This is a genomic window from Paenibacillus lacisediminis (genome assembly GCF_046567315.2).
Genome location: NZ_JBKIAX020000001.1, coordinates 17381 through 39678 on the forward strand (window position 1 = coordinate 17381; position 22298 = coordinate 39678).

The 22298-nt window shown below is 53.5% G+C and carries 24 protein-coding genes and 1 other RNA gene; 10 read left to right on the plus strand and 15 right to left on the minus strand.

Annotated features, from left to right (window positions below; all coding sequences use genetic code 11):
• Positions 1-135: 135 nt before the first annotated feature.
• From ACLD72_RS00080 to ACLD72_RS00105, 6 genes are all read right to left on the minus strand, one after another.
• The gene (locus ACLD72_RS00080; RefSeq protein ID WP_458475436.1) at positions 136-1014 is read right to left on the minus strand and encodes a hypothetical protein; all 879 of its coding nucleotides are present in this window, start codon (positions 1012-1014) and stop codon (positions 136-138) included.
• Positions 1015-1162: 148 nt separating this feature from the next.
• On the minus strand, positions 1163-2200 hold the full coding sequence (locus tag ACLD72_RS00085) for a M42 family metallopeptidase (RefSeq protein WP_410995261.1): 1038 nt from the start codon (positions 2198-2200) through the stop codon (positions 1163-1165).
• 39 nt (positions 2201-2239) lie between these two features.
• A complete protein-coding gene (locus ACLD72_RS00090; RefSeq protein ID WP_410995259.1) occupies positions 2240-2614 on the minus strand; it encodes a lipopolysaccharide assembly LapA domain-containing protein in 375 nt (124 codons plus the stop codon).
• A 91-nt stretch (positions 2615-2705) separates the two neighbouring features.
• Positions 2706-4496 (minus strand): oligoendopeptidase F, encoded by a 1791-nt coding sequence (gene pepF / locus ACLD72_RS00095; protein ID WP_410995300.1) that lies wholly within the window; start codon positions 4494-4496, stop codon positions 2706-2708.
• Positions 4497-4728: 232 nt separating this feature from the next.
• Entirely contained in the window at positions 4729-4899 is a 171-nt protein-coding gene (locus tag ACLD72_RS00100) for a hypothetical protein (RefSeq protein WP_410995258.1), read from the minus strand.
• A gap of 54 nt (positions 4900-4953) precedes the next feature.
• Complete coding sequence (locus ACLD72_RS00105; RefSeq protein WP_410995257.1) at positions 4954-5187, minus strand: hypothetical protein; 234 nt, start codon at positions 5185-5187, stop codon at positions 4954-4956.
• A 236-nt stretch (positions 5188-5423) separates the two neighbouring features.
• Here ACLD72_RS00105 and ACLD72_RS00110 point away from each other — a divergent pair, with 236 nt between their 5' ends.
• The 3 genes from ACLD72_RS00110 (at position 5424) to ACLD72_RS00120 (ending at position 7814) form a co-directional block, all read left to right on the plus strand.
• Positions 5424-5621 (plus strand): cold shock domain-containing protein, encoded by a 198-nt coding sequence (locus tag ACLD72_RS00110; RefSeq protein ID WP_036624279.1) that lies wholly within the window; start codon positions 5424-5426, stop codon positions 5619-5621.
• 185 nt (positions 5622-5806) lie between these two features.
• On the plus strand, positions 5807-6823 hold the full coding sequence (locus ACLD72_RS00115; protein WP_410995256.1) for a helix-turn-helix transcriptional regulator: 1017 nt from the start codon (positions 5807-5809) through the stop codon (positions 6821-6823).
• Between the two features lie 91 nt (positions 6824-6914).
• Entirely contained in the window at positions 6915-7814 is a 900-nt protein-coding gene (locus tag ACLD72_RS00120) for a hypothetical protein (protein ID WP_458475438.1), read from the plus strand.
• 329 nt (positions 7815-8143) lie between these two features.
• On the opposite strand, the gene ACLD72_RS00125 is transcribed toward ACLD72_RS00120, so the two are convergent.
• Entirely contained in the window at positions 8144-8791 is a 648-nt protein-coding gene (locus tag ACLD72_RS00125; protein WP_410995299.1) for a nitroreductase family protein, read from the minus strand.
• Between the two features lie 179 nt (positions 8792-8970).
• On the minus strand, positions 8971-10164 hold the full coding sequence (locus ACLD72_RS00130) for an MFS transporter (RefSeq protein ID WP_410995254.1): 1194 nt from the start codon (positions 10162-10164) through the stop codon (positions 8971-8973).
• Positions 10165-10295: 131 nt separating this feature from the next.
• Between ACLD72_RS00130 and ACLD72_RS00135 the strand changes: the two genes are divergently transcribed.
• The 3 genes from ACLD72_RS00135 to pfkA all read left to right on the plus strand — a co-directional run bounded on the left by ACLD72_RS00135 (position 10296) and on the right by pfkA (position 12795).
• A complete protein-coding gene (locus ACLD72_RS00135; RefSeq protein WP_410995253.1) occupies positions 10296-10616 on the plus strand; it encodes a hypothetical protein in 321 nt (106 codons plus the stop codon).
• A gap of 108 nt (positions 10617-10724) precedes the next feature.
• Positions 10725-11804 carry a tetraprenyl-beta-curcumene synthase family protein gene (locus tag ACLD72_RS00140; RefSeq protein WP_410995252.1) on the plus strand — a complete coding sequence of 360 codons (1080 nt, stop codon included), beginning with the start codon at positions 10725-10727 and terminating at the stop codon, positions 11802-11804.
• Between the two features lie 19 nt (positions 11805-11823).
• Positions 11824-12795: a 6-phosphofructokinase gene (gene pfkA, locus ACLD72_RS00145; protein ID WP_251590118.1), complete on the plus strand. Its 972-nt coding sequence runs from the start codon at positions 11824-11826 to the stop codon at positions 12793-12795.
• 677 nt (positions 12796-13472) lie between these two features.
• Here the strand turns inward: pfkA and ACLD72_RS00150 are convergent.
• The 5 genes from ACLD72_RS00150 to ACLD72_RS00170 all read right to left on the minus strand — a co-directional run bounded on the left by ACLD72_RS00150 (position 13473) and on the right by ACLD72_RS00170 (position 17769).
• A complete protein-coding gene (locus ACLD72_RS00150) occupies positions 13473-13637 on the minus strand; it encodes a hypothetical protein (RefSeq protein ID WP_458475439.1) in 165 nt (54 codons plus the stop codon).
• Positions 13634-15004, minus strand: a complete 1371-nt coding sequence (locus ACLD72_RS00155; RefSeq protein ID WP_410995250.1) for an MATE family efflux transporter — start codon at positions 15002-15004, stop codon at positions 13634-13636. Before ACLD72_RS00155 ends, ACLD72_RS00150 begins: the two co-directional genes overlap by 4 nt.
• Positions 15005-15196: 192 nt before the next feature.
• A complete protein-coding gene (locus ACLD72_RS00160) occupies positions 15197-16390 on the minus strand; it encodes a putative glycoside hydrolase (protein WP_410995248.1) in 1194 nt (397 codons plus the stop codon).
• Positions 16391-16570: 180 nt separating this feature from the next.
• Positions 16571-16771, minus strand: coding sequence for a hypothetical protein (locus ACLD72_RS00165; RefSeq protein ID WP_251590107.1), 201 nt, complete (start codon positions 16769-16771; stop codon positions 16571-16573).
• 170 nt (positions 16772-16941) lie between these two features.
• Entirely contained in the window at positions 16942-17769 is an 828-nt protein-coding gene (locus ACLD72_RS00170) for a YitT family protein (protein ID WP_410995247.1), read from the minus strand.
• A gap of 233 nt (positions 17770-18002) precedes the next feature.
• Here ACLD72_RS00170 and ACLD72_RS00175 point away from each other — a divergent pair, with 233 nt between their 5' ends.
• On the plus strand, positions 18003-19568 hold the full coding sequence (locus ACLD72_RS00175; protein WP_410995246.1) for a DEAD/DEAH box helicase: 1566 nt from the start codon (positions 18003-18005) through the stop codon (positions 19566-19568).
• A gap of 80 nt (positions 19569-19648) precedes the next feature.
• On the opposite strand, the gene ACLD72_RS00180 is transcribed toward ACLD72_RS00175, so the two are convergent.
• The gene (locus ACLD72_RS00180; RefSeq protein ID WP_251590104.1) at positions 19649-19747 is read right to left on the minus strand and encodes a sporulation protein YjcZ; all 99 of its coding nucleotides are present in this window, start codon (positions 19745-19747) and stop codon (positions 19649-19651) included.
• Positions 19748-19926: 179 nt separating this feature from the next.
• Here ACLD72_RS00180 and ACLD72_RS00185 point away from each other — a divergent pair, with 179 nt between their 5' ends.
• The 3 genes from ACLD72_RS00185 (at position 19927) to ACLD72_RS00195 (ending at position 21605) form a co-directional block, all read left to right on the plus strand.
• On the plus strand, positions 19927-20730 hold the full coding sequence (locus ACLD72_RS00185) for a YesL family protein (RefSeq protein ID WP_410995245.1): 804 nt from the start codon (positions 19927-19929) through the stop codon (positions 20728-20730).
• Between the two features lie 113 nt (positions 20731-20843).
• Positions 20844-21033: non-coding RNA, 6S RNA (gene ssrS / locus ACLD72_RS00190), on the plus strand.
• Positions 21034-21206: 173 nt separating this feature from the next.
• Complete coding sequence (locus tag ACLD72_RS00195) at positions 21207-21605, plus strand: DUF1499 domain-containing protein (RefSeq protein ID WP_251590101.1); 399 nt, start codon at positions 21207-21209, stop codon at positions 21603-21605.
• A 123-nt stretch (positions 21606-21728) separates the two neighbouring features.
• Here the strand turns inward: ACLD72_RS00195 and tpx are convergent, their stop codons facing one another.
• Positions 21729-22250, minus strand: coding sequence for a thiol peroxidase (gene tpx / locus ACLD72_RS00200; protein ID WP_251590099.1), 522 nt, complete (start codon positions 22248-22250; stop codon positions 21729-21731).
• Between the last annotated feature and the right edge of the window lie 48 nt (positions 22251-22298).

Here is a 22298-nt window from a genome sequence, read left to right on the forward strand (position 1 = left end):
TTACGTGTCCTACTCTTATGCGATCGTAAATGACCCGCTTGTTTGGAACTTTCCACAACGAAAAAAAAGACAATTTTCCGGCAGATATCCTTCAAATTGTCTTTTCATTAATTCATCTTGTATGCTGTTCTTTCACTACTGAATCGCAATAATCTGCCGCAGATCGCGCGAGTCGCCGTGGAGTTTGGCTTCGGCGGCGTTCAGTTGCGAGGAGCCGTCGCCGTCGAGGAAGATGCCGTCCACGGCCGAGCCGGGGGCGATCGTCTCCTTGACGGCGGCGCGGAAGGCCTCCGCCGTGCAGCGGGTCGGCGTAACGATCAGCCACAGCCGGCCCGCATCGTCGTAGACGAGGCCGGAGCGGAGGCGCTCCTCGTCCGGGTAGGGCAGATGCTCGGCGTCCACGGCGGCCGCCCGCCATCCGGCATCGTCCCGCAGCTTCATGCTGACGCCGCCCTGGGCGAAATAGCGGCTGCGGTTGGTGACGGTAAGCTCGGCGGCGGCGGAGACGACCTGCACGGAAAAGCGGCTGTCCGCCGCGTCCCAAACGAGCGTGCCGCGCGCGTATTTGGCGTTGAACCAGCCGGAGCCGTAATCGCCGGCAGCGCCTTGGACCGGCCGGTCATCGTTGACCGCGATGGACAAAACGGCGTCATTATAAAAGAATCCGCCGTTAATACCGTACAGGCGGTAATCGCCCAGCGGCCGGTCCGCGTCCCGCAGCTCGATATGCTCCGGCGAAGCGGCCAGCGCGTGCAGCTTCACGCCATTATCCGCAGCGGTTTCATAATAAGCGTAAGCGTGGGGAAGGAGGAACCGGCTTCCCCACAAGAGCATCGCAAGGATGCCGAGAAAGATGACCGCCGCCGCGGTGGGGGCAACGGCCCAACGTCCGAGTCCACCGAGTTCTCCCGGCCTTTTGGCTCTGTCCGGACCGGTGAATTCGGACGATTCAGGGCCTTTGGTTCCGGACATTTCGGTTTCCTCGGGCGATCCTGGGCCCTTGGTTCTGGACATCCCAGTTTTCCCAGGCCGATCCGGGCTGCCGGTCCCAGGCATCCCCTTTCTGCCGTGCCGGACCTGTTCCCCGGTTCTCTCGGATCCTCCCCTGTCCTTGCTGCGCGAACGCCCTGCTTCCGGGGCATCAAGCTCCCGGCCCGGCCCGTTACTCGGCCACATACGCGGCGAGCAGGCGGGTCGTGTTGATGACGGCCTGCTTGTGCGTCCGCTCCATGGCGTGCGAAGCGTGCACGCCCGGACCGATCAGCGCGGCGCGGATGTTGTGCCCGCCGCGCAGCGCTGCCGAGGCGTCCGAGCCGTAATGCGGGTAAATGTCGACCGCATGCGGGATCCCCAAACCTCGGGCGAGCTCGATCAGCTTGCCGGTCATGTCGTAATCGTACGGCCCGCTGGAGTCCTTGGCGCAAATCGACACATCGGTTTCTTTGCAGCTTAAATCGTCGCCCATCGCGCCCATGTCGACAGCGATCATTTCGTTCACGCCGTCCGGAATCCACGATGCGCCGTGCCCGACTTCCTCATAGTTGGAAATGAGGAAAACCAGATCATGGCGCGGCGTCCAGCCCTCGCGCCGGCTCGATTCCAGCAGGCCGAACAGGGCGGCCACGCTCGCTTTGTCGTCGAGATGGCGGGATTTGATGTACCCGCTGGGCGTAATGACCGCGCGGGAATCAAAGGAAATAAAATCACCGGCGGAGATGCCCAGCTTCAGCACGTCATCCTTATTTTCCACCAGCTCATCGATCCGTATCTCCATGTTTTTCTCCTCGCGTTTGAAGTCGCGGGCGTCGGTGTAAACGTGGACGGAAGGTTGCGTCGACAAGATCGTTCCCGTGTAAATCTTGCCGCTGCGGGTGTGGATTTGGCAGTATTCGTTTTCGATGCTGTGCATCATAAATCCGCCTACCGAGGTGATTTTCAGTGTGCCTTTTTCGGTGATCGAACGGACCATCGCCCCCAAAGTATCGACGTGAGCGCTCAGCGCGATCCGCCGGGACGAATCGCGGCCGGGCAGCGTCAGGATGGCGCCGCCTTTTTCGTTTTGCGCGAAGGGGACGCCCAAAGCCTCCGCTTCACGCTGGATCAGGCTCATAATGCCGCGCGTAAAACCGCTGGGGCTTGGCGTATCGAGCAACATTTTCAAAATGTTTAAAATATAGGTTTCATTGGGTTGAATCTTCATGGGAACCTCCTCAAAAATTAGGAACTCGCTGCCGCCGGATCAATGATCGGACGAAGATAAATCTTCCGCGGAAGGTTCCGTCTTGCCGGCGGCTTTTTCGCTTTTGCCGGCCGCTTTCTGCTTTTTTTCGGGCTTTTCCGGTTCGGGGAAGGTGTAGCCGGTCGCTTCCTGGATATGTACAAGCTTGGCCTGCAGGCCTTTTACTTCCCGCTGCAGCCGGTATCCGCGGTAGATGCCAAACGAGCCGACGATGATGCCGCCAAGCAGCGTGCAACCGAGGATCAGCAAAATCAGCGGAAGGCTGACGGCGCCGAACAATAAATTGACCTGCACCGGGTTGACGTTGATAACGGCAAACACGGCGGTGATCAAGGCGAAAATAAGCGCTAAGATCAAGGACCATTGAATTCGCATGAGGTAACACCTCCTTTAGGTCAGTATAAAATCCCTTGCCCGCTTGGGGCAAGGGATTTTATGGAACCGGGCTGCCGGGAAAGGCGGGACGCTATTTCGTCAGTTGCTCCATTTGCTCAATGACGTCTTCGAACACGCTCATCGCTTCGCGGATCGGCTCCGGCGAAGACATGTCGACACCGGCTTTTTTCAAAATATTGATCGAATAGTCACTGCCGCCGCTCTTCAGGAACCCGAGATAGCGATCGACCGCCGGCTGGCCTTCCTCCAAAATCTGCTTGGAGAAGCTGGTCGCCGCGGAGAAGCCGGTAGCGTATTTATACACGTAGAAGCTGGTGTAGAAATGGGGGATGCGCGCCCATTCCATTTCGATATCCTGGTCGACGGCCATGCCTTTGCCGTGGTATTTTGCGTTCAAATCGTAATAAATCGAAGACAGCTCCTGCGGGGTCAGCGATTCGCCGGCTTCCGCCTTCTCGTGAATGATTTTCTCGAACTCGGCGAACATCGTCTGCCGGAACACGGTCGTCCGGAACTGGTCGGCATAATACGTCAGCAGGTACAGCTTTTGCTTCGGATCGGTCGATTTTTTCAACAAATAATCCATCAGCAACGCCTCGTTGGTCGTCGAAGCGACCTCGGCCAGGAAAATCGTGTATTGGGCATCGCGGTACTTCAAAGCTTCGTCCGAAAAATGGGAATGCAAGGCATGGCCCATCTCGTGCGCGAGCGTAAACATGCTGTTCAGGTTGTCCTTGTGGTTCAGCAGCACGTAAGGGTGGGTGCCGTAAGCTCCCCAGCTGTAAGCGCCCGTCCGCTTGCCTTCGTTCTCGTACACGTCGATCCAGCGGTTTTCGAAGCCGGAACGAAGCGACTTGAGGTAATCTTCGCCAAGCGGCTTCAGGCCATCTTCAACCAGCTTTTTCGCTTCCTCATAGCTGATGTCCCATTTGTATTCCTCTACGAGCGGCGCAAACAGGTCGTACATATGCAGCTCATCGACGCCAAGCAGCTTCTTCCGCAGCTTCATGTAGCGGTGCAGCAGCGGGAGGCTTTCATGAATCGTGTCGATCAGGTTCGTGTACACTTCCTTCGGAATGTTGTCGCCATACAAGGACATTTCCAGCACGGAAGGGTATTTGCGCACCCGGGAATAAAACATGTTTTTGTTGATGTTGGCGGTTAAGGTTGCCGCAATCGTATTTTTTTGCTTGCGGTACGTTTCGTAAACGGCTTTAAACGCCCGCTCCCGCACTTCGCGATTGGGATTTTCCAGGAACTGAATGTAGCTGCCGTGCGTCAACTCGACTTCGTTCCCGTGTTCGTCCTTGATTTTCGGGAACTTCATATCCGCATTGTTGATCATGCCAAAAATTTGCTGCGGCGCCTGCGACAGATTGCCGACCTGGGCGAGCAGCGCTTCTTCTGTTTTGCTCAGCACATGCGCTTTCTCGCGTTTGATTTCCTGCAGCGTAAATTTATAATCCGCAAGCTCCGGAGCGCTGATCAGACGGTCAAGCTCCTGCTCCGGCAGGGACAATATCTCCGGGGTGATGAACGAAAGCGCTTCGTTGACTTCGACGCTCAGCTTTTTCGCTTTCTGCACAAGCGCCTGATATGTAGGGTTGGTCGTATCCTCATCATGATGCAGGTGGGCGTAAACGTACAACCGTTCGATTTTTAGAGAAAGATCGTCTTCCAGCTCGAAAACGGCTTTGATATTTTGGGCATTGTTCAGTTTGCCTTCGAATTCGGCGGCTTTCCCCTTCAATGCCTTCAGTTCGTCATACGATTTGTCCCAAGAAGCCTGGTCGGGAAACAGATCTCCCAGCTTCCATGTATTCTCCTGTGATACTTCCGAGCGTTTCATTAAGGTGCTCATCGGAATCCTCCTTTGTTTTGGGTAAGGTGAAGCCGCGGGCTGGCCCGCGGCGGAGCCGCCCTGCAGCGTGGAAATCAGCAGGCAGCAGGATAGCAGCAAAGGGATGGTGCGCGGCCATTTCATAACTAGGAAACCTCCCTGTCTTGATCAGGAACCCGAAGCACTCGCTGCCGCGGGCATTATCCTAGTATGGGCCGGCTGCCGAAGAAATATTTGCCACCCTCTCCTCTTCCTAGGCCAGAAAGCTGTAGATGATTAACCCAAACGCCGCCACTACCATAATCAAGGCGGTGAGGGCAAGCCCGCGTTTGAGACGGGGGTGGATGTTGTTCTTGTTCATGATCAGTATGACGGCCAGCGCAAACGCACAAATAATGAAGATTAAAATGCTGGAACTATACATTTACCGTTGCTCCGTTTCATTAAAATGATTGGCCAAGCAAGCTTGGCCGGCAGGCTAGACCTGCTTGAAAGCGTTCATGATGTCGTTCCATTCCTCTTCGTTGCCGGCAAAATCCTCTTTGGGAAAACGGCGCTTCACCCAATCCATCATCGCCGGGCGGCTTAGGAAGGTGTGCGATTCTTCGCCCCACTGATCGGAAATTTCGCGGAGAACGATATATTTGCCCTGAACTTCTACAGTCATCATATTCCACTTGTCTTTTTTGTATATTTCGTGTTTTTTGATCATCGCAATTTCTCCAATCATTGGCTTCGCTCACGGATTTAAACGCTGCGTAAAATTGGTAATATTTTTATGTAAAATGATAACTCACGCTCTGAAGGAAAGCAAATAAAACCGTTGGTTTCTCCGCAGCCCGCGCCCAAAAAAACCTTTCGAAAATTGTCACGTTGCATTGTCTGAGGGCATAGAGTATAATATGGATATTCGCCAATGATGGCGGTTATTTTTAGGAGGTTGTTCATTTGAAAGGTACAGTTAAATGGTTTAACGCAGAAAAAGGCTATGGCTTCATCCAAGTTGAAGGTGGCGAAGACGTATTCGTACACTTCTCCGCAATCCAAGGTGACGGCTTCAAAACTCTGGAAGAAGGTCAAGCCGTAGAATTCGAGATCACTGAAGGCAACCGTGGTCCTCAAGCTGCTAACGTAATCAAATTATAAGATCACTTCCGGTAACGGATCACTTATAAAGTTTGGTTCCAGGCGCGATAATGAAAAGCACAGCTCTTTATAGGGCTGTGTTTTTTTGTATATATTTGTATTCTAAAAAGACAGGGCAAATTGGTGACAATCTGTTGTCACTAATAGCCTGATATAGTGGACATAGGCGGGAGGCAAAGAGCAGGATGAAGCGAATGGACAGGATGATGGCCATCGTCATGGCGCTGCAGCAGCGCCCGGAAACGGCGTCGTCTCTGGCGGACAAGCTTGAGGTTTCCAAACGGACGGTGCTGCGCGATATACAGGCTTTGTCGGAGATCGGCGTTCCGATCAGCGCCCTGACCGGGCCGGGCGGGGGCTACCGGCTGATGGACGGCTTCCGGCTGCCGCCGCTGCAGTTTGATGCCGGCGAGGCCTTAACCGTTTTGCTTGCTTTGGACGCGATGGCCAAATACAGCGACAGTCCTTTCGGGCAGGCGAAATGGACGGCGGCCGACAAAATCCGGTCGGCGCTGCCGGGGCCTATGCTTGGTCAAATCGCTCCGCTGCTCCGCCATGTGGAGATGGAGGTGCCGGACCGCCGTTACAAGACGCCGCATTTGAAGGCGCTGATGTCCCACGCCGCCGAGGGGCGATGGCTGCGCGTGTTGTACCGGTCGCAAAACTACCGCCGGCACCTTACGCTTCAGCCGAAACGGGTGTACGCCGCAAACGGATTTTGGTACTGCGAAGCCGAGTCGCTGGAGCATGGGGAAGTGCGCACCTTCCGCGTCGACCGGTTCGAGGATATCGCCGAGACTTCTCCCCCACTGGCGATAGGGGCCGAAAGGGGAGGTAAGGGAGGTAAGGACGGCGCGGGAGGCAAGGGGGCCAAGGATGTGACGGCCACCAACGGTGGTAAGGGTGTTTTAGGCGGCAAGGACAATTCCGCCCCTCCGGCAGGGGGAGACACCGTACATCTCCGCGTGAAGCTTACCTATCGCGGTTCACTGCTTGCGGAACAGGACCCGCATTTCGGCCATAAGGTCGAGCAGACAAGCGATGAGGAGTGGCTGCTGGATTGCCGCTTGCCCGCTTCAGAACTGGATTGGGCGGTGGTGTTCTTCTCTTCGATGGGGCCGGATGCGGAAGTGGCCCAGCCTCAGGAATTGCGCCTGGCGATTCGCGAACGGGCGTTGGCTTTAGCGCAAAAATACCAATGAAGGCAAACAACTGCCATACCACGCGATCAGACGGTATAACGAACATGAACATGAACATGAACTTGAACCTATTTGAAGGGAATGAAGCGGCATGGAAAAAAAGGAAGAGGCTACTTTGCAGCGCGCCAGGGAGTTTATATACACGAACGCCAGATTGTTGGATCGGAAACGGTTTGCGTTCCATTTTGAAAATGGTTCGGCAGAAGAGGTTCTGGAGGCGCTTAAACCTTACCAAAACGCGGACGGTGGCTTTGGAAACGCGCTTGAGCCCGATATGCGCTGCCCGCACAGCCAGCCGGTCACGACGGAAACGGCGCTGTTTGTGATCCGGGAAGTGGGCGGGTTAAGCTCGGACATGGTGGGCGGGGTGCTGAAGTATTTGCGGAGCATCACATTGGAAGGCGGCGGATTGCCGAGGGCGACCACGGACGTGAACGCCTATCCCCACGCGCCTTGGTGGACCACCGAGCGGGACGGGGTTCCTTCGCTGAATCCGACCGGCAGCATCATCGGGATGCTGCTTGCCCAGCGGGAGCGGACGGATTTTACGGAGGAAGCGTGGTTCCGGAGCAATATCGCTTTCTTGTGGCGCTCGCTGGAGAACGGAGGCGTCCCGGGGGATTACCATGACGCTGTGCAATGGATCGCTTTTCTGGAGCATGCACCGGAGCCGGACCAGGGAAGGGCGGACCGGTTGAAGGCGGTGCTTGATGACTGGCTGGCCGGGCCAGATGGCATCGAGCGGAATCCGCTGGCAGGCGGTTATGTCCACAAGGTGCTGGATTATGCACCTGCGCCGGACAGCTACGCCGCCCGCCTCGTGACCGAAGAGGAGGTAAACCGTCATCTCAACGTGCTGATCGAATCGCAGCAGGAGGACGGCGGTTGGCCCTTATCGTTTCCGGCGGTAAGTCCGGCAGGGGAACAGGAATGGCGGGGCTGGCTCACTGTGGAAAGGCTAAAGACGCTCAAGGCTTACGGGCGGTTATAAGATAAAAGAGGTCTCACGAGCAGCTTTTGCAGCTGTCGGGGGACCTCTTTTTACTGAAGCATGTCTTTCCATCTTACATTGGAAAAAATCCAATAGATTGACGGAAATCGGACGTATATTGGAGCGCTCATTGGAAAAAATCCAATAGAATTCGCTCAACCCGCCCATTTTCCGCCCTGCCAACCTAATCTATTGGAAATATCCATTCACGCCGCCGTATTTACCATTCAATTCCCAGTTCTATTGGATATATCCAACCTGGCTTCAAAAGTAGAGCCGAATTGCGTCATCTATTGGATATTTCCAACGTATCTTGGCACTTAACCGCGCTACTCCACGATTCTAAGAATTTCCGCGACCTCTTTGCGGGGCACGGGTTTCGGCGCGATGGCCGGGTGGCCAAGCGCGATCACCATGTTCACGCCGCGGTCCGCGGGGATGTCGAGAAATTCGCGCAGCTTGTCCTCGGCCAGCAGCACCGGGCCGGTCATCGGGCAGGTGGCGAGGCCTTTGGCGTGAGCGGCGAGCATCAGGTTTTGGGAGGCGAGGCAGCTGCTTTTCAGCCCTTCCTCTTGCCATACTTCCGGCGAAACGAAGTCGATCGGATCGAAGATTTTTTCACGGAATTTGGAAGCGTATGGGGTCGAAAGGCAGACGATCAGGGCCGGTGCCCCGGAAAATGCGGTGGCATAAGGTCCAAATGATTTCACGAGCAGCTTCGCTTCCCGCTCCAACCCTTTCTCCGCCGCACGGGCCGCCGTCTCATGCAGCTTTTCCCAGGTAAACTCTTCGATCCGTTTGATTTTCTCCGAATTAATCACTACGATAAATTCCCAGGTTTGCGAGTTGGTATCGCTGGGCGCATAACGGGCGCAGTCGATAATGTCCTCGATATCGGAAAGACTGACGTGCTCCTCGGTAAATTCCCGGATGCTGCGGCGGGTTTTGAGCACGTCCTGGAACAATGCAAACTCCATATTTTCACCTGCTTTATATTTTTTAATACCAGGTACTATCATCTGATAATAACTATTATATAGTAACAACCCTATTGCAACAACTGATCTTTCAGCAGGTTAATAGGGAGAGCGTTCTGCGACAAAGTGGTCTCTCGGGTGCGGTCCGGCTACTTGTGAAAGGTGAAAGGTGAAGCGCCTCAGGCTTCTTCATCCAGACCGGCGGATTTGTTCAGGTTGGCCCGGCGGACTAAATAACGGCCGGCAAAGCCGATAAACGCGATAAGCGAGGAGCCCATGGCCACCCAATAAAAAATAGGTCTTCCCAACTGCTCGAACACGATGCCGCCAAACGTGCCGCTGAGCAGGCCGGACAGGCTCGACCACATGATGGTGTATAGCGCCATTCCCGTTGCCCGGAACTGCTCCGGAATCAGCCGGGTCAGCATGCGGATCGCCGTCACGTAAAACACGCCAAACGTCAATCCGTGCATCGTTTGGATCAGCAGGATGCCGTAGGCCGATTGGGTTAATCCCATCAGGAAAAAGCGGGCTGCAAACAGCAGGCTGGCGAACAGCAGCAGCGGCAGTTCCTTGTATTTATCCCCATGGAAACTGAGATAGATAAACACGGGAATTTCCGACAGAGACGAGGCCAGCATCGCCCAGCCGATCAAGTTTTCGCCGGCGCCAAGCTCCTTAAGGGAAATCGCCAGGAAAGCGTCGTTCATCCGCATGCCGATCGCCAGGCAGAAGACGCAGCCGAAAAACCACAGCAACTCCTTCTGCTTTAAAATCGCCCAAATCCCCGACAAATTCATTTTTGCCAACGATGTCGGCTGATCCTTCACCCCAAGCACGAGCAGCAGCGCAAGTCCGGCGACCGCCATTTCCACCCACATCGTTTTTGCGGAGCCGACGCGGTCAAGCACATAACCGATAACGATGGCAAATACGGCGAATCCGACGGAACCGAACAAGCGGATCGAGATAAAATTGATGCGATGCCGGTTGGCGGTGGAGATGACGATTGTATCCGACAATGGGAACACGGGATAATAAAAAAAATAGAACACGGTAATCACGGCGATAATGACGGAAAACGCGGTGGACTCCGACAGGATGAACGCCAGCGCGGCCTGGCCGGCCAACAGAATCATCAAAATCCGTTTAATCGTTTTATAGCGGTCGCTTGCCAAACTCCACAGCAAATTGGAGAGCAGAGATATCATCGGTCCAAGGGCGTACAGGAGGCCGATTTGACTATTGGTAAAACCAAGCTGCGCATAAAAAATCGGAAAATAAGAGGAAACAAGGACGCTTGTTCCGTATACTGTAAAGGTAAAGGCGCGAAGCCACTGGATATCGGGCTCGGCCATCGGTCTTATTTTCATGCCGGTCTCAAAACTCCGTTTCTGAATGAATGAAGTTACCGCTAGTATAACAGAAAAAACCAAAGCGGGCGGCACTAAAATTTCCGCCAGAGAGACGGTATATTTTATACGATAAAAGGAGGCTTTTCGCCATGGATCATTCCTGTTTTGTTTACGACGAGCGGCTGGATATTCACGTTCCGCTGCTGGAGCGCCCTTTTGAGGAATACGCTTTGGAGGAACGGTTGTCGATGATCGAGGTTTGGGAGGACATCCGCGGCCGCATACCAAGCAAGGTGATGATTCTGGAGCATGCGATCGAACGGATGCTGCGGGAGATGAACGAGGAAAGCGATTTCGAGAAAAGCTGCTGGCTTAACGGGGAAATTGCCGAGCTCGCCAGCCAGATTAACGATCTGCATATTTGGTACCGGACGACCCAGGACGAACCGACGGTCAAAAGGCATATGTGATATTGATTATATTTGTGCTAAAAGTTGGATCATATTATAATAAAGAATGATTTTCTTTTCAGTTTGATTTTCAAACTGCGCATTACACAACGTAATGGGGGCAGGGCAGTGATTGAACTTAAGCAAAGTCGAAATCAGTTTCCGAGAGAGCCGATCCGGTTGATGAGCCGGGTATACAAGTTTATTTTGCCGGACGTCCGTCAGGAACTGGATGGCTGGAGAGAAGACGCGGAAGCGATTCCCGACCCCGAACTCAGAAGGCAGGCGCTCGCCAGCATCGCTACGAAAGAATTTCACTGCCAGGGCGGCGCCGTCTACGCTGCCGCTAACCTGCCGATGCGCCATATTTTGATCCCCTTAATCGTAGCATTTCAGACGATCAGCGATTATTTGGACAACCTGTGCGACCGCAGCACCTCCAAAGATGAGCAGGATTTCCGCTTATTGCACCAAAGCATGCTGGATGCCGTTAATCCTGGAGGCATGCTGCAAAACTACTACGCCCTGCGTGCGGAGCAGGACGATGGGGGCTATTTGCACCGGCTGGTGCGCACTTGCCGGGCCAACATTGCCGAGCTTAGCGGATATGCCGCGGCCATGCCGTTTATTATCGATTTGGTGGGGCTCTACTGCGATCTTCAGGTATACAAGCATATCGATCCGCAGCTGCGCGAAGCCAAACTGTTAAGCTGGTGGGAAACGCATGAATACCGGGCGCCGCAATTGCGCTGGAATGAATTTGCCGCAGCCACCGGTTCGACCTTGGGCGTGTTCATGTTGTTTTTGGCGGCCAGCACCCCGGGTTTGGACGGGAAGAGCGCCAAGGTGATTCATGATGCTTATTTCCCCCATGTTTGCGGGCTGCACATTATGCTGGATTACCTAATTGACCAGGCAGAGGACGAGCTTGGCGGGGATTTGAATTTTTGCAGCTATTATGATAATAAGGAAACGATGCTTGACCGAATTGCGTTTATCGTCGAGGGGGCGCGGCAGGACATTAAAAAGTTGCCTGCTTCCTCGTTTCATAAAATGATTATAGAAGGGCTGCTGGCGCTTTATTTATCCGATCCGAAAGTCAGCCAGCAGGAAGACATCCGTGAGGTATCCCGGCGACTAATGCGAAGAAGTCCGTTGATGAGGTTGTTTTTCTTTGTCAATAGCCGTTGGATTCGCAAATATCTGTAATTTTCTAGGAGGAATTATCATGTCAGCAGTGAAAAAGATCGCAATTCTTACGAGCGGAGGAGACTCCCAGGGCATGAACGCTGCAGTGCGGGCCGTCGTGCGCAGCGGATTGTTTTACGGGCTTGAGGTTTACGGTATTCAGCGCGGCTACCAAGGTCTGTTGAACAACGACATCTTCGCGATGGATATCCGCAGTGTGGGCGACATTATCCAACGCGGCGGCACGATTCTGCAGTCGGCGCGGTGCCTGGAGTTCAAGACGCCGGAAGGACAGCAGAAAGGGGCGCAAATTTTGCGCGACCGCGGCATCGACGGACTGGTGGTTGTCGGCGGGGACGGATCCTATCAAGGGGCCGAAAAGCTGAGCAAGCTGGGCATCAAAACGATGGGTCTGCCGGGAACGATCGACAATGACATTTCCTTTACGGATTACACGATCGGCTTTGATACGGCCGTCAGCATCGTCGTCGACGCCGTCAACAAGCTGCGCGACACGATGTCCTCCCATGAGCGTGCGTCCGTCGTCGAAGTCATGGGCCGTCACTGCGGGGACATCGCGCTGCACGCCGGTTTGGCTGCAGGCGCCGAAACGATCCTTGTGCCGGAAGTTCCGTTTGATCTGAACGAAGTGGCCGATCGCATGAGACAAAACTTCGACAACGGCAAGCGGCACAGTATCGTCATCGTGGCCGAAGGCGTGGGCAAAGGCGATGACGTCGTGGAGGCGATCAAGAAGCGCCAGCCTTCCCTGGAACCGCGGGCAACGGTGCTGGGCCATATCCAACGCGGGGGTTCGCCGACTCCGTTCGACCGCAACCTGGCCAGCCGGCTTGGCGACTTCGCCGTTCGCAGCCTGATCGCGGGCGAATCGAACAAAGCCTGCGGCATGATCGGCGGCGAAATGGTGCTCACCGACATCGAGAAGGTCGTTGCCACGAAGAAGGAGTTTAATATGGAGTTGTACGAGCTGGCTTCGCGGTTGTCGCAATAAGGACAGGGAGCTTCTCAAACGTTATTATTGAGTAAAATAATACGCGCAAGTTATAAGCTGAGCCGGGGTTTCCCCGGCTCTTTTGTATAGCTAGGGAGCGGGAATAACGATCTTCGGGCCGCTCTTGTCCGCCGCTTGTCTTTTGATTGGATAGAAGGGTGACAAAGCGGCTGGCTCCCAAATGCGGACGTAAACTCCCGGAGGGTTCGTTATTCTCTTCTCCTTTACTATGCAGCGAAAAGAAAAAAATCGAGCAAGTTTCCCTTGGCTCGATTTTTTTCTTTTCGCTGTAGAAAAAGGCTCAAAGAGATCTATGGGAAGCTTTGTGGGATGGCAAAATACTGGCCCGGGCCTTTTGTGGTCCCGGCTGGTGCGGTATCGTGGGGGACGTTCACGGAGGGTCAATGTTACTAATTACGTTTGATGTCTTGATTGAGGTTCTGCTTGAATGGGGGCGTTTCAGCTATAATAAGTGAACTGGGCGCTGCGTCTTATTCTAACGGACAGGAGTGCCGTTATTTCGGCGAAATCGGGAGGTTCTTGGACCTAACGGACACCAGAGACCTTATTTGGCATAGAAATGCGGATTTTCAGTCTTTTTCGAGCAAATAAGAGCTCTCCGGTCCGTTAGAATTTGAAACTCGGTTTTTTGGGGGCAATAAGGGCTCTCAGGTCCCTTAGCCCAAATGCGCTGCGCTAATCTTGGCCAGTTGCCTGCTGAGAATCAAAATGTTGCGCTGCTTGACGGCGGTCGACCAGAAGAAGCGAATCATGCCCGGCGCGGGAGCGGATCGTACCCAGCGCGGGAGCGGATCGTACCCGGCGTGGGATATGTGACTCAAAGCGGTTCGCCGGCCTGAAGCTTTTGGCCGATTCTCCGCTGAATGACGACGAGGCGGCGCAGCAGCAGGACGGCGGCGACGGCGAGCCCGGTGATGAGGCCGATCCAGTAGCCGTAAGGGCCTTGCGGCGTATAGTTGGCGAGCACATACCCGAGCGGCAGCCCGATGATCCAGTAGGCCAATAGCGAGATCCAGAAGCCCGGGTTAACGTCTTTGTATCCGCGCAGCACGCCCTGGGTAGGCGTGGCGATCGCATCCGACATTTGAAAGAAAATGGCGTAGATCAAAAAATGTTTGATCAGCGCGACGACTTCGGCATCACTGGAGTAAATTTCGGCCACGCTTTGGCGGAACAGCATCAGGAGGACGGCGGTAACAAGCGCCATCCCCGCGGCCGTGCCAACGCCCAAAGCGGCATATTGGCGGGCGTCCTTTAGGCGCGCGGCTCCGGTCTCGAAGCCGACCAAAATGGTCAGGGCAAGACAGATGCTTAACGGAATCATGTACAGTGTAGAAGCGAAGTTGTTGGCTGCTTGATGGGCGGCGATCGTAAGCGTGTCGAACCGGCTCATCAGCAAGGTGACGGCGGCAAACACCGCCGTTTCGAAGAAGATCGCGAAGCCGATCGGCACGCCGAGCTTGGTGAGCTCCAGCCATTTTTCGAGCGATACTTTATGCAGCTTGTGAAATACGCCGTAGGAAGCAAACGGCTCGCTGCGATGAACGATCCAGACGGCGATGAGAAAGATACACCAATACGTAAAGGCGCTGGCGATGCCCGACCCGATCCCCCCGAGCCGAGGAAAACCGCCGTGGCCGAAAATGAGCAGGTATCCGGCGCCAACATTGAGCGGCAAAGAGATCAAGGTAATGATCATCGATGTCCGGGTTTGCCCCAAAGCGTCGATAAAGGAGCGCAGCACGATGTATCCGAACAGCGGAACAATCCCGGTCGAGATGGCCACAAGAAAATAAAAAGCGACATGATGCACCTTCGGCTCGAGGTTCATCCCGTTCAACAGGGGGGAGATCGCGAAGCCGCCGGCAAGGAGAACAACCAGGCTAACGGCGAACGCGAGCCACAGCGCTTGAATCACTTGGTATCCGACTTTGTCGCGCTTGCCGCTGCCCACCAATTGCGAAACGATGGGGGTGATGCCCATCAAGATCCCGCTAAGCCCCGTCTGCACCGGAACCCAAAGGCTGGACCCGATCGCGGTTCCGGCCAGGTCAGCGGGGCTCGCGTGCCCCGACATCATCGTATCGAAAAAAGTCATTAAGGACATCGTCACTTGGGTCACTAAAATCGGGATAAGAATGCGAATAAATTGCCCGTATTTTTGTTTTAAGCTGTTAGTTTCATTCATTGGTCCATACTCCATTTCCTGTGCCGGAAACCATGCCAAAACGCAAAAACGCCAAACCAAACCCGGGCGCTTGTGGCCCGGGTTCGGTTTGCTCGATGATCCCGGGCGCTTATGGCCCGGGTTTGGTTGGATGGTTACCGTTAAATTCCCTATTATGTAGTCTGTCCGCAAAATCGTGCAACATAACGTTTTTTATTTATAGGAAACGCCCTGTGTATAGCGGTTGGACGCGTTCCATAACAGGTATTCGTCGACGTTCATGTCGCGGAGCGCGCGGATTTGCTCTTCGACTTCATGTTTGCCGTATTTGGTGTAATGGCCTTTCCCCAGCCAGCTTGCGGTAAAATCCTGAATCCACGGGCGCACAATCGGCTGCTCCTCGCCAAGCGAGGCCAGTTTGTCCTGGGTGTCCTTGATGGCCCCTTTGATCGTCTGATACGGCGCTTTGTCGGGATCTTTGGCGTTGAACCAGCCTGTCGTATAATGGCTTGGATAGATCATCGGGCAGATGATGTTGACGTTGTCGGAAATTTTGACAAAATCCTGGCCGATGCCTTCCGCGGCCGGCACCGAAGCCGCATAGCCGAAAATGTCAACCGAGACGCGGATACCGAGCGGCTCCAACTGCTCTTTGGCGTATTTCACGAACGAGGATACGGCGTCCACGCGGCTCATCTCGGTTTTTTCATATTTTAACGAATCGGCCCTTTTCTCAAAACCTTCGGGGAAGCGCACGTAATCGAACTGGATTTCCTTGAATCCGAGTTTGGCCGCTTCCTTGGCGATTTCGATGTTGTAGTCCCATACCTCTTTGCTGTACGGGTTGACGAAGCTGTCGCCGCCTCCGTTGCTCCACACGGAGTCGTCTTTTTGCACAAACGAATATTCCGGATGTTTTTTGGCCAAAATCGTATCCTTGAACACAACAATCCGGGCGATCGGGTAAATGTCGTGTTTTTCCAGCCGGTCCATCAAAGCGTCGATGTCGCGAATAAACGGCTGGGCTTTCCCCAGCTTGTTCAACTCGGGGTTTTTCGTTTTGTAAGTGATGTAGCCGGTATCATCCTTAATGTCGATGACCATGGCGTTTAGATCCGTCTTATCGACGAGGTCGACCAGCTCGCTCATACGCGAGCCTCCCGCGCTGTACGCCGTGACGTAAATCCCCTTCACTTTGGGAGCCTCCCCCAGCGAAACGCTCTTCAGATCGGCAGGCGTTAACGGATCGTCGATCCGGCCTGCGGCCAGATTGGCGGCCATCGTTTGCATGACGGATGGAAGGATGGACTCCGGGTTGCTGTTCCCCGCGGCTTGATCCGTCGCCGGCTGCGCGCCTCCATTCCCCATACTCAAGGCCAGAAGCAGCAGCGTCCAGATGATATTCATTTTCAAATTCCTCTCCCTTGTATGCACTCGCTTTTGATTATATCGGAAGGAAGATCCCCAGAAAGAACAGGATTGTCACAATTGGAAATATTTTTAAAAGTTTCATAGATTATCGCTTAAAAAAGGCCGCTTCTCTTGCCGGAGCAAAAGAAACGACCGGGTGTTACGGTTATCGCTTTGTTAATGAAGCAAAGCCGGATTTTGGTGCTCGCAGATGCTGAATTGGATGATCTCCAGCGCGTCCTGCGGTTCCAAGATGGTCATGCCATCCCGGAGGACAATCATCGAATCGAGTTCCTTCTGCTTCAAAAAAGGCCGCATGTCAGGGAACCACTTCATGACGATTTGTTCCAGTTTTACCGTTTCCATTTCCACATTCATCACCCTTTCCACTTAAGAAATATTCACCTCGGAATGTTCCTAAATCGGAAAAGCACAGAGCCTGTGAAAGCAGGTAAAGCTGATATTTATGGAATTGACAAGGAACCGCTTAATTCATTATAACAAATAAACCGGCGCTTGAAAACGGAGGATCGTTTAATCAAATGCCGTTATCTTCGGCGGAACGATCCCATCACGCCGACGGTCTCCACGATATTGACGAACGCCTGCGGATCGGTTTGTTTGATGATTTCCCGCAGCTCGGTCAGTTCGTATCTCGTCGTCACCGTCATCAGCATATCTTTTTCCTTATGGGTAAAAGCGCCTTCGGTTCTGATCTTTGTCACTCCCCGGGGCAGAGTCAGCAGACGCTGCACCATCGCATCGGTTTTGTCGGTCACGATAAACAAGGTGATTTTAATGTGGCTGACGTGAATGAGATCGACGACCTTGCCGGAAATGTAAATCGAAATCATGGAGGCCAGCGCGAGATCCCAGTTCCCCTCCAAATATCCCATCGCCAGAATGACGCTGGCGTTCAGGCCGACCAGCACGTTGCCTACCGGAAAATCGCGATACCGGGTGATGATCGAGCCGATGATATCGAACCCTCCGGACGATCCGCCTACCCGAAAAGAAATCCCGCTGCCGAGCCCCACAAGCACGCCGCCGAATACGGCGGAAATCAGCGTGTCGGAAGCGAGCAGCTTGTCCGGCGTCGGGATGAGTGAAATAAACCAGGTGGCTCCTGCTACCGACAGGATGCTTAGGCCGACGAAACGTCTGCCGAGCAAAAACCAGCCGGAGATCAGAATCGGCACGTTGTAGGCCAGGTACATCGTGCTGATGCTTAGGGGCGAGAAATAAGCGGTAAGCATGGCCAAACCGGATACCCCGCCGCTCAGCAGGTGAAGCGGAACGAGAAACAAATTGAAGCCTGCGGCGATCAGAAGCGCTCCAAGCAAAATGACTGCGACATTTCGAACCTCTTTAACCATGGATCTTCACCTCATAAATATATAGAAGTATCCCAACCTGCTTGCTGGTGTTCCGTTTATGTTTTGTGCTATAATGTTTTAGATATTCTTGAGTAGGGACCATTTTCCGTTTTCGACGATAGAGCGATGAGTAAAATTTCAGGCTGATTGGACAGTCTATAAACGTTTAAACGCTACTTAAGAATACAGTTAAGCCGGTGGTAATGTCCACTATATAGAAGGAGTAGAACAATTTGAGCACATTTACAGAATTCGGCCTAGAGCCTAAAGTATTACAAGCCATAACAGAACTCGGCTTCGAGGAAGCGACGCCGATTCAGGCGAAGTCGATTCCGATCGCTTTGACCGGACGGGATTTAATCGGACAAGCCCAAACAGGTACAGGGAAAACAGCGGCATTTGGCCTTCCGTTGATCCAAAAAATTGCGAAGGAAGAAGACCGCATCGTAGCCCTGGTCATGGCGCCGACCCGTGAACTCGCCATTCAGGTCGCCGAGGAAATCGGCAAGCTTTCCCGCTTCAAAGGCATACGCTCCCTTCCGATCTACGGCGGACAAGATATCGTACGCCAAATTCGCGCTTTGAAGAAAAAACCCCAAATTATTATCGGTACGCCGGGCCGTTTGCTTGACCACATTAACCGGAAAACGATCAAACTCGACGATGTGCAGACCGTCGTTCTCGATGAAGCGGATGAAATGCTCGATATGGGCTTCATGGATGACATTCAGTCGATCCTGAAGCTTGTGCCGGAAGAACGGCAGACGATGTTATTCTCGGCCACGATGCCGGCGAATATCCAAAAGCTGGCGCAGCAGTTCCTGAAAAATCCGGAGCATGTCTCCGTGATTCCGAAGCAGGTCAGCGCACCGCTGATCGATCAGGCCTATATCGAAGTGCATGAGCGCCAGAAATTCGACGCTTTGACCCGCTTGCTGGATATGGAATCGCCTGAGCTGGCGATCGTGTTCGGCCGGACCAAACGCCGGGTTGACGAGCTGTCGGAAGCTTTGCAAAAACGCGGTTATTCCGCCGACGGGCTGCACGGCGACCTGTCGCAGAATCAGCGCGACACGGTAATGCGCAAATTCCGCGACGGCAGCATCGATGTGCTGGTGGCTACGGACGTAGCGGCACGGGGGCTTGACGTATCCGGCGTAACCCATGTCGTCAACTTCGACCTGCCGCAGGACCCGGAAAGTTATGTCCACCGGATCGGCCGGACCGGGCGGGCAGGCAAGGAAGGGGCTGCCTATTCGTTTGTGACGCCGCGGGAAATCGACCACCTCCACTTTATCGAGCGGATCACGCGCCACAAAATTACCCGCAAGCCTCTGCCGAGCATCGCCGAAGCGATCGAAGGCAAGCAGCGGATCACCGCGGAGCGTCTGCTGGAGCTCGTTGAAGCCGGCGAACTGAACGAATATAAAGGCATCGCCATTCAACTGCTGGAGCAGTACGATTCGGTGAACCTGTTGGCGGCTGCATTCAAGCTGATTACCGGGGATAAAACGGAAAATTCGGCGATCGAATTAACGCCGGAAGAACCGATCCGGGTAAAACGCCGCAATCCGGACATCCGGTCCAGCGGACGCAAGCCTTCGGGATACGGCAGCCGTGGCGGAGGGTACCGTAGGGACAACCGCGAGAGCGGCAGCCGCGGCGGTTATGGTGGTTCCAAAGGCGGCTACAGCCGGGACGGCGGGCGCGACTCCTACCGTTCCTCCGACCGCAAACCTCGCTCCGGCGGCGACCGCAGACCTTCCAAGTACGGCGAAAACAAATCTTTTGACAATTGATTCATTCCAGCTCCGGAAACGGACAAAATAAAGAAGACGGAGACAAACTCCGTCTTCTTTGTTTTTCACTGTGCTTTGATTTAGATGAAAAGCGAACGGCTCACAATAACGAGCAAAATAAACAATACCAAAATCACACCTGTGGAAGTAAAGAAACCTCCTCCAAAACCAGCGGACACGGGAAAACCTCCTTTAAAGATTTGGGATGTTTGTGATGCATGGTATATAGTATGGCAAAGCCCGTGGTTGAGATTAGACGATGACCTATTATCGTCAAATTAGGCGCTGGAATGGGATGGACGAATCATGTATAGTTAAGATAGACGGAACCAAACTATGCTCGAGAGGAGATTTTTGCTTGGAATATAAAGGTTTTATGGGCGGTTTTTATAAAATTACCGAATGGATTATGAGAATCTCAGGCAGCAATTTGCTGTGGCTGCTGTGTTCATCTCCATTTTTGTTTTTCCTGCTGACGAAGCTTTTGCTGCTGCAAAGCCCCGGCGCGCCCCAGGAAAACCTGACGTTATGGGCGATGGGGATATTGGCACCGTTTACATTATTTCCCGCCACGGCCGCGTTGTTTTCGGTGACGCGGAAGTGGGTGATGGGCGAGGCCGATTTGAGCATCATCAAGGTCTATTTCAAAGGATACAAAGAAAATTACAAGCAAAGCATGCTGGGCGGTATTTTCTATACGCTATTGATCGTGATCATGTACGTGGATTACACGGTATACATGACTCAAATCAGCAATATGCAAATTATCGGCATGATCATGCTGTTTTTGCTGTTTCTGCTGCTGCTGTCCCTGTTCAACTTTTTCTCCCTGGTGGCGCATTATCATTTGGGCGCATTCCAACTGATCAAAAACGCGATTTTGTTCACGATCATCCGTCCGTTTCGCACATTGTCCACGCTGATCTGCGTGGTAGTGCTCGGATTTTTGACAATGCGCTTTACGTGGCTGATCTTGTTCGGTTTCGGCAGCTTGGCCGCGCTGGTCGCTTTCTACAATTTCTACGTTGCCTATAATAAGATCCAGGAGAAAGTGGAAAAAATGCGTGAGGCGGAAGAGGAATCAAACGGTATAAACTTGTCCAAAACCGATGACGATTTGGAGCTGAATCTGCCGGCGGGAGAAGACAAGGAGAAGGACTAAGCGAGCCGCTTGCGCGATCGAGTTCGATTTTGCCAATTAAAGTGTTTTCAATTTTCTTTATTTTTCCTTGCGGCGTTGGTTTACATTTCGTTTATGAAGCACTATAATAGGTTTACGTCCTGCGATGTGCGTTGCGGTTCCATGTTGTTTTGAACCAATGACAATGTCTCGGGAGACCTATATTGCGGCGCGGCTGAACGGCCCTATCCATAGGATGCGGGGACTTCAAAAACGACGTTGCGGTCACCCACCTGCGGGTGCAGGTTCGAGACTGTGAAACCGGACGGCATAGGCGGGTCCTACATACGAAATGAGAACGGCACCTTGTCCTCTTTTGAACAAAAGGGACTAGGTGCTTTTTTTGTTCGCGGGTCATGCTGCAGGCTCGCTTTTGTTTGTCTTCCAACAATGTTAAACTATAATAAAGAAAACGCATACCCTACAGGTTTTTAAGGATCGTGAAGGAGGAAAAACAGTTGTCATTGAAGCGAACGTTGACGGGAATATTCCGGAGCCAGGAAGGAACGAGCGATCGCGCGAAGGTGCCCGAACTGAAAACGAGATATTACCAGCTTTCGAAAGAGAAGCTCTGGGAGGAGGTGTCCTCCACACTCAAAAAAATCCCGGGGTACAAGGTGCTGCACGAGGTGCAGAATGTCGGCGAAATTACGCTGGAGAAACGCACCGCCTTGGGAAGAACGATGGACATTACGGTGTCGATCGTCGGCACGGGGCCGGTCCGGAGCGCGGTGGACATTTATTCCGCGACGCGCGGGTCGCTGGGCGATTTGGGGGCAAACTACCGAACGATTTTGCATTTGTTTTCCGTTTTGGACAAGAAGTTGTCCGCATATAAAACGTCCTCATCTACATAACCCGCGCATATCGTTCCAAGTTTGCCGAAACGGAACGCAGAAGCTCCGATGATGCGCCGCCATTCATTACAAAAAGCGAGCAGGGAGTTCTCTCTCCTACTCGCTTTTCGTTTTGACACGGGGTTAGGACAGCAATGCTTTGACGGCCGCTACCGGCTTGTCGTAATCGGGATGCTCGGTCATTTCGCCCAGCACTTGAACGTATTGGATTTTGTTCTCCTTATCCACTACGAACACGGCGCGCATATCCAGGGCAAACTCTTTGATGAGAACGCCGTATGCTTTACCGAAGGAATTGTCTTTGTAATCGGACAACGTAACGACGCGGTCAACGCCGGCGGCACCGCACCAGCGGGCTTGGGCGAAAGGAAGATCCGCGCTGACGGTCAGCACAACGACATCGTCGCCCAGACCGGAGGCTTCCTCGTTAAAGCGGCGGGTTTGCGCGTCGCATACGCCCGTATCCAGAGAAGGAACGACGCTGATCAGCTTGATTTTGCCGGCATAGTCCTGAAGGGTTGCTTCCTCCAGCAGATTTTTATTCAAGCGGAAGTCTGGGGCCGTGTCGCCAACCTTGAGCTCCGGTCCGACCAGGGTGAGCGGGTTGCCTTTGAATGTAGCTACGTTTGCACGTTCTTGCGCCATGTACATTTCCTCCTAAACAGATGGATTTATTCATTCAAAATTAATTAT

Coding starts and splice junctions, on each gene's coding strand:
- ACLD72_RS00080 (WP_458475436.1), bottom strand. CDS start 1,014: ATGTCCAGAACCAAGGGCCCAGGATCGCCCGAGGAAACCGAAATGTCC.
- ACLD72_RS00085 (WP_410995261.1), bottom strand. CDS start 2,200: ATGAAGATTCAACCCAATGAAACCTATATTTTAAACATTTTGAAAATG.
- ACLD72_RS00090 (WP_410995259.1), bottom strand. CDS start 2,614: ATGCGAATTCAATGGTCCTTGATCTTAGCGCTTATTTTCGCCTTGATC.
- pepF (WP_410995300.1), bottom strand. CDS start 4,496: ATGAGCACCTTAATGAAACGCTCGGAAGTATCACAGGAGAATACATGG.
- ACLD72_RS00100 (WP_410995258.1), bottom strand. CDS start 4,899: ATGTATAGTTCCAGCATTTTAATCTTCATTATTTGTGCGTTTGCGCTG.
- ACLD72_RS00105 (WP_410995257.1), bottom strand. CDS start 5,187: ATGATCAAAAAACACGAAATATACAAAAAAGACAAGTGGAATATGATG.
- ACLD72_RS00115 (WP_410995256.1), top strand. CDS start 5,807: ATGAAGCGAATGGACAGGATGATGGCCATCGTCATGGCGCTGCAGCAG.
- ACLD72_RS00120 (WP_458475438.1), top strand. CDS start 6,915: ATGGAAAAAAAGGAAGAGGCTACTTTGCAGCGCGCCAGGGAGTTTATA.
- ACLD72_RS00125 (WP_410995299.1), bottom strand. CDS start 8,791: ATGGAGTTTGCATTGTTCCAGGACGTGCTCAAAACCCGCCGCAGCATC.
- ACLD72_RS00130 (WP_410995254.1), bottom strand. CDS start 10,164: ATGAAAATAAGACCGATGGCCGAGCCCGATATCCAGTGGCTTCGCGCC.
- ACLD72_RS00135 (WP_410995253.1), top strand. CDS start 10,296: ATGGATCATTCCTGTTTTGTTTACGACGAGCGGCTGGATATTCACGTT.
- pfkA (WP_251590118.1), top strand. CDS start 11,824: ATGTCAGCAGTGAAAAAGATCGCAATTCTTACGAGCGGAGGAGACTCC.
- ACLD72_RS00155 (WP_410995250.1), bottom strand. CDS start 15,004: ATGAATGAAACTAACAGCTTAAAACAAAAATACGGGCAATTTATTCGC.
- ACLD72_RS00160 (WP_410995248.1), bottom strand. CDS start 16,390: ATGAATATCATCTGGACGCTGCTGCTTCTGGCCTTGAGTATGGGGAAT.
- ACLD72_RS00165 (WP_251590107.1), bottom strand. CDS start 16,771: ATGAATGTGGAAATGGAAACGGTAAAACTGGAACAAATCGTCATGAAG.
- ACLD72_RS00170 (WP_410995247.1), bottom strand. CDS start 17,769: ATGGTTAAAGAGGTTCGAAATGTCGCAGTCATTTTGCTTGGAGCGCTT.
- tpx (WP_251590099.1), bottom strand. CDS start 22,250: ATGGCGCAAGAACGTGCAAACGTAGCTACATTCAAAGGCAACCCGCTC.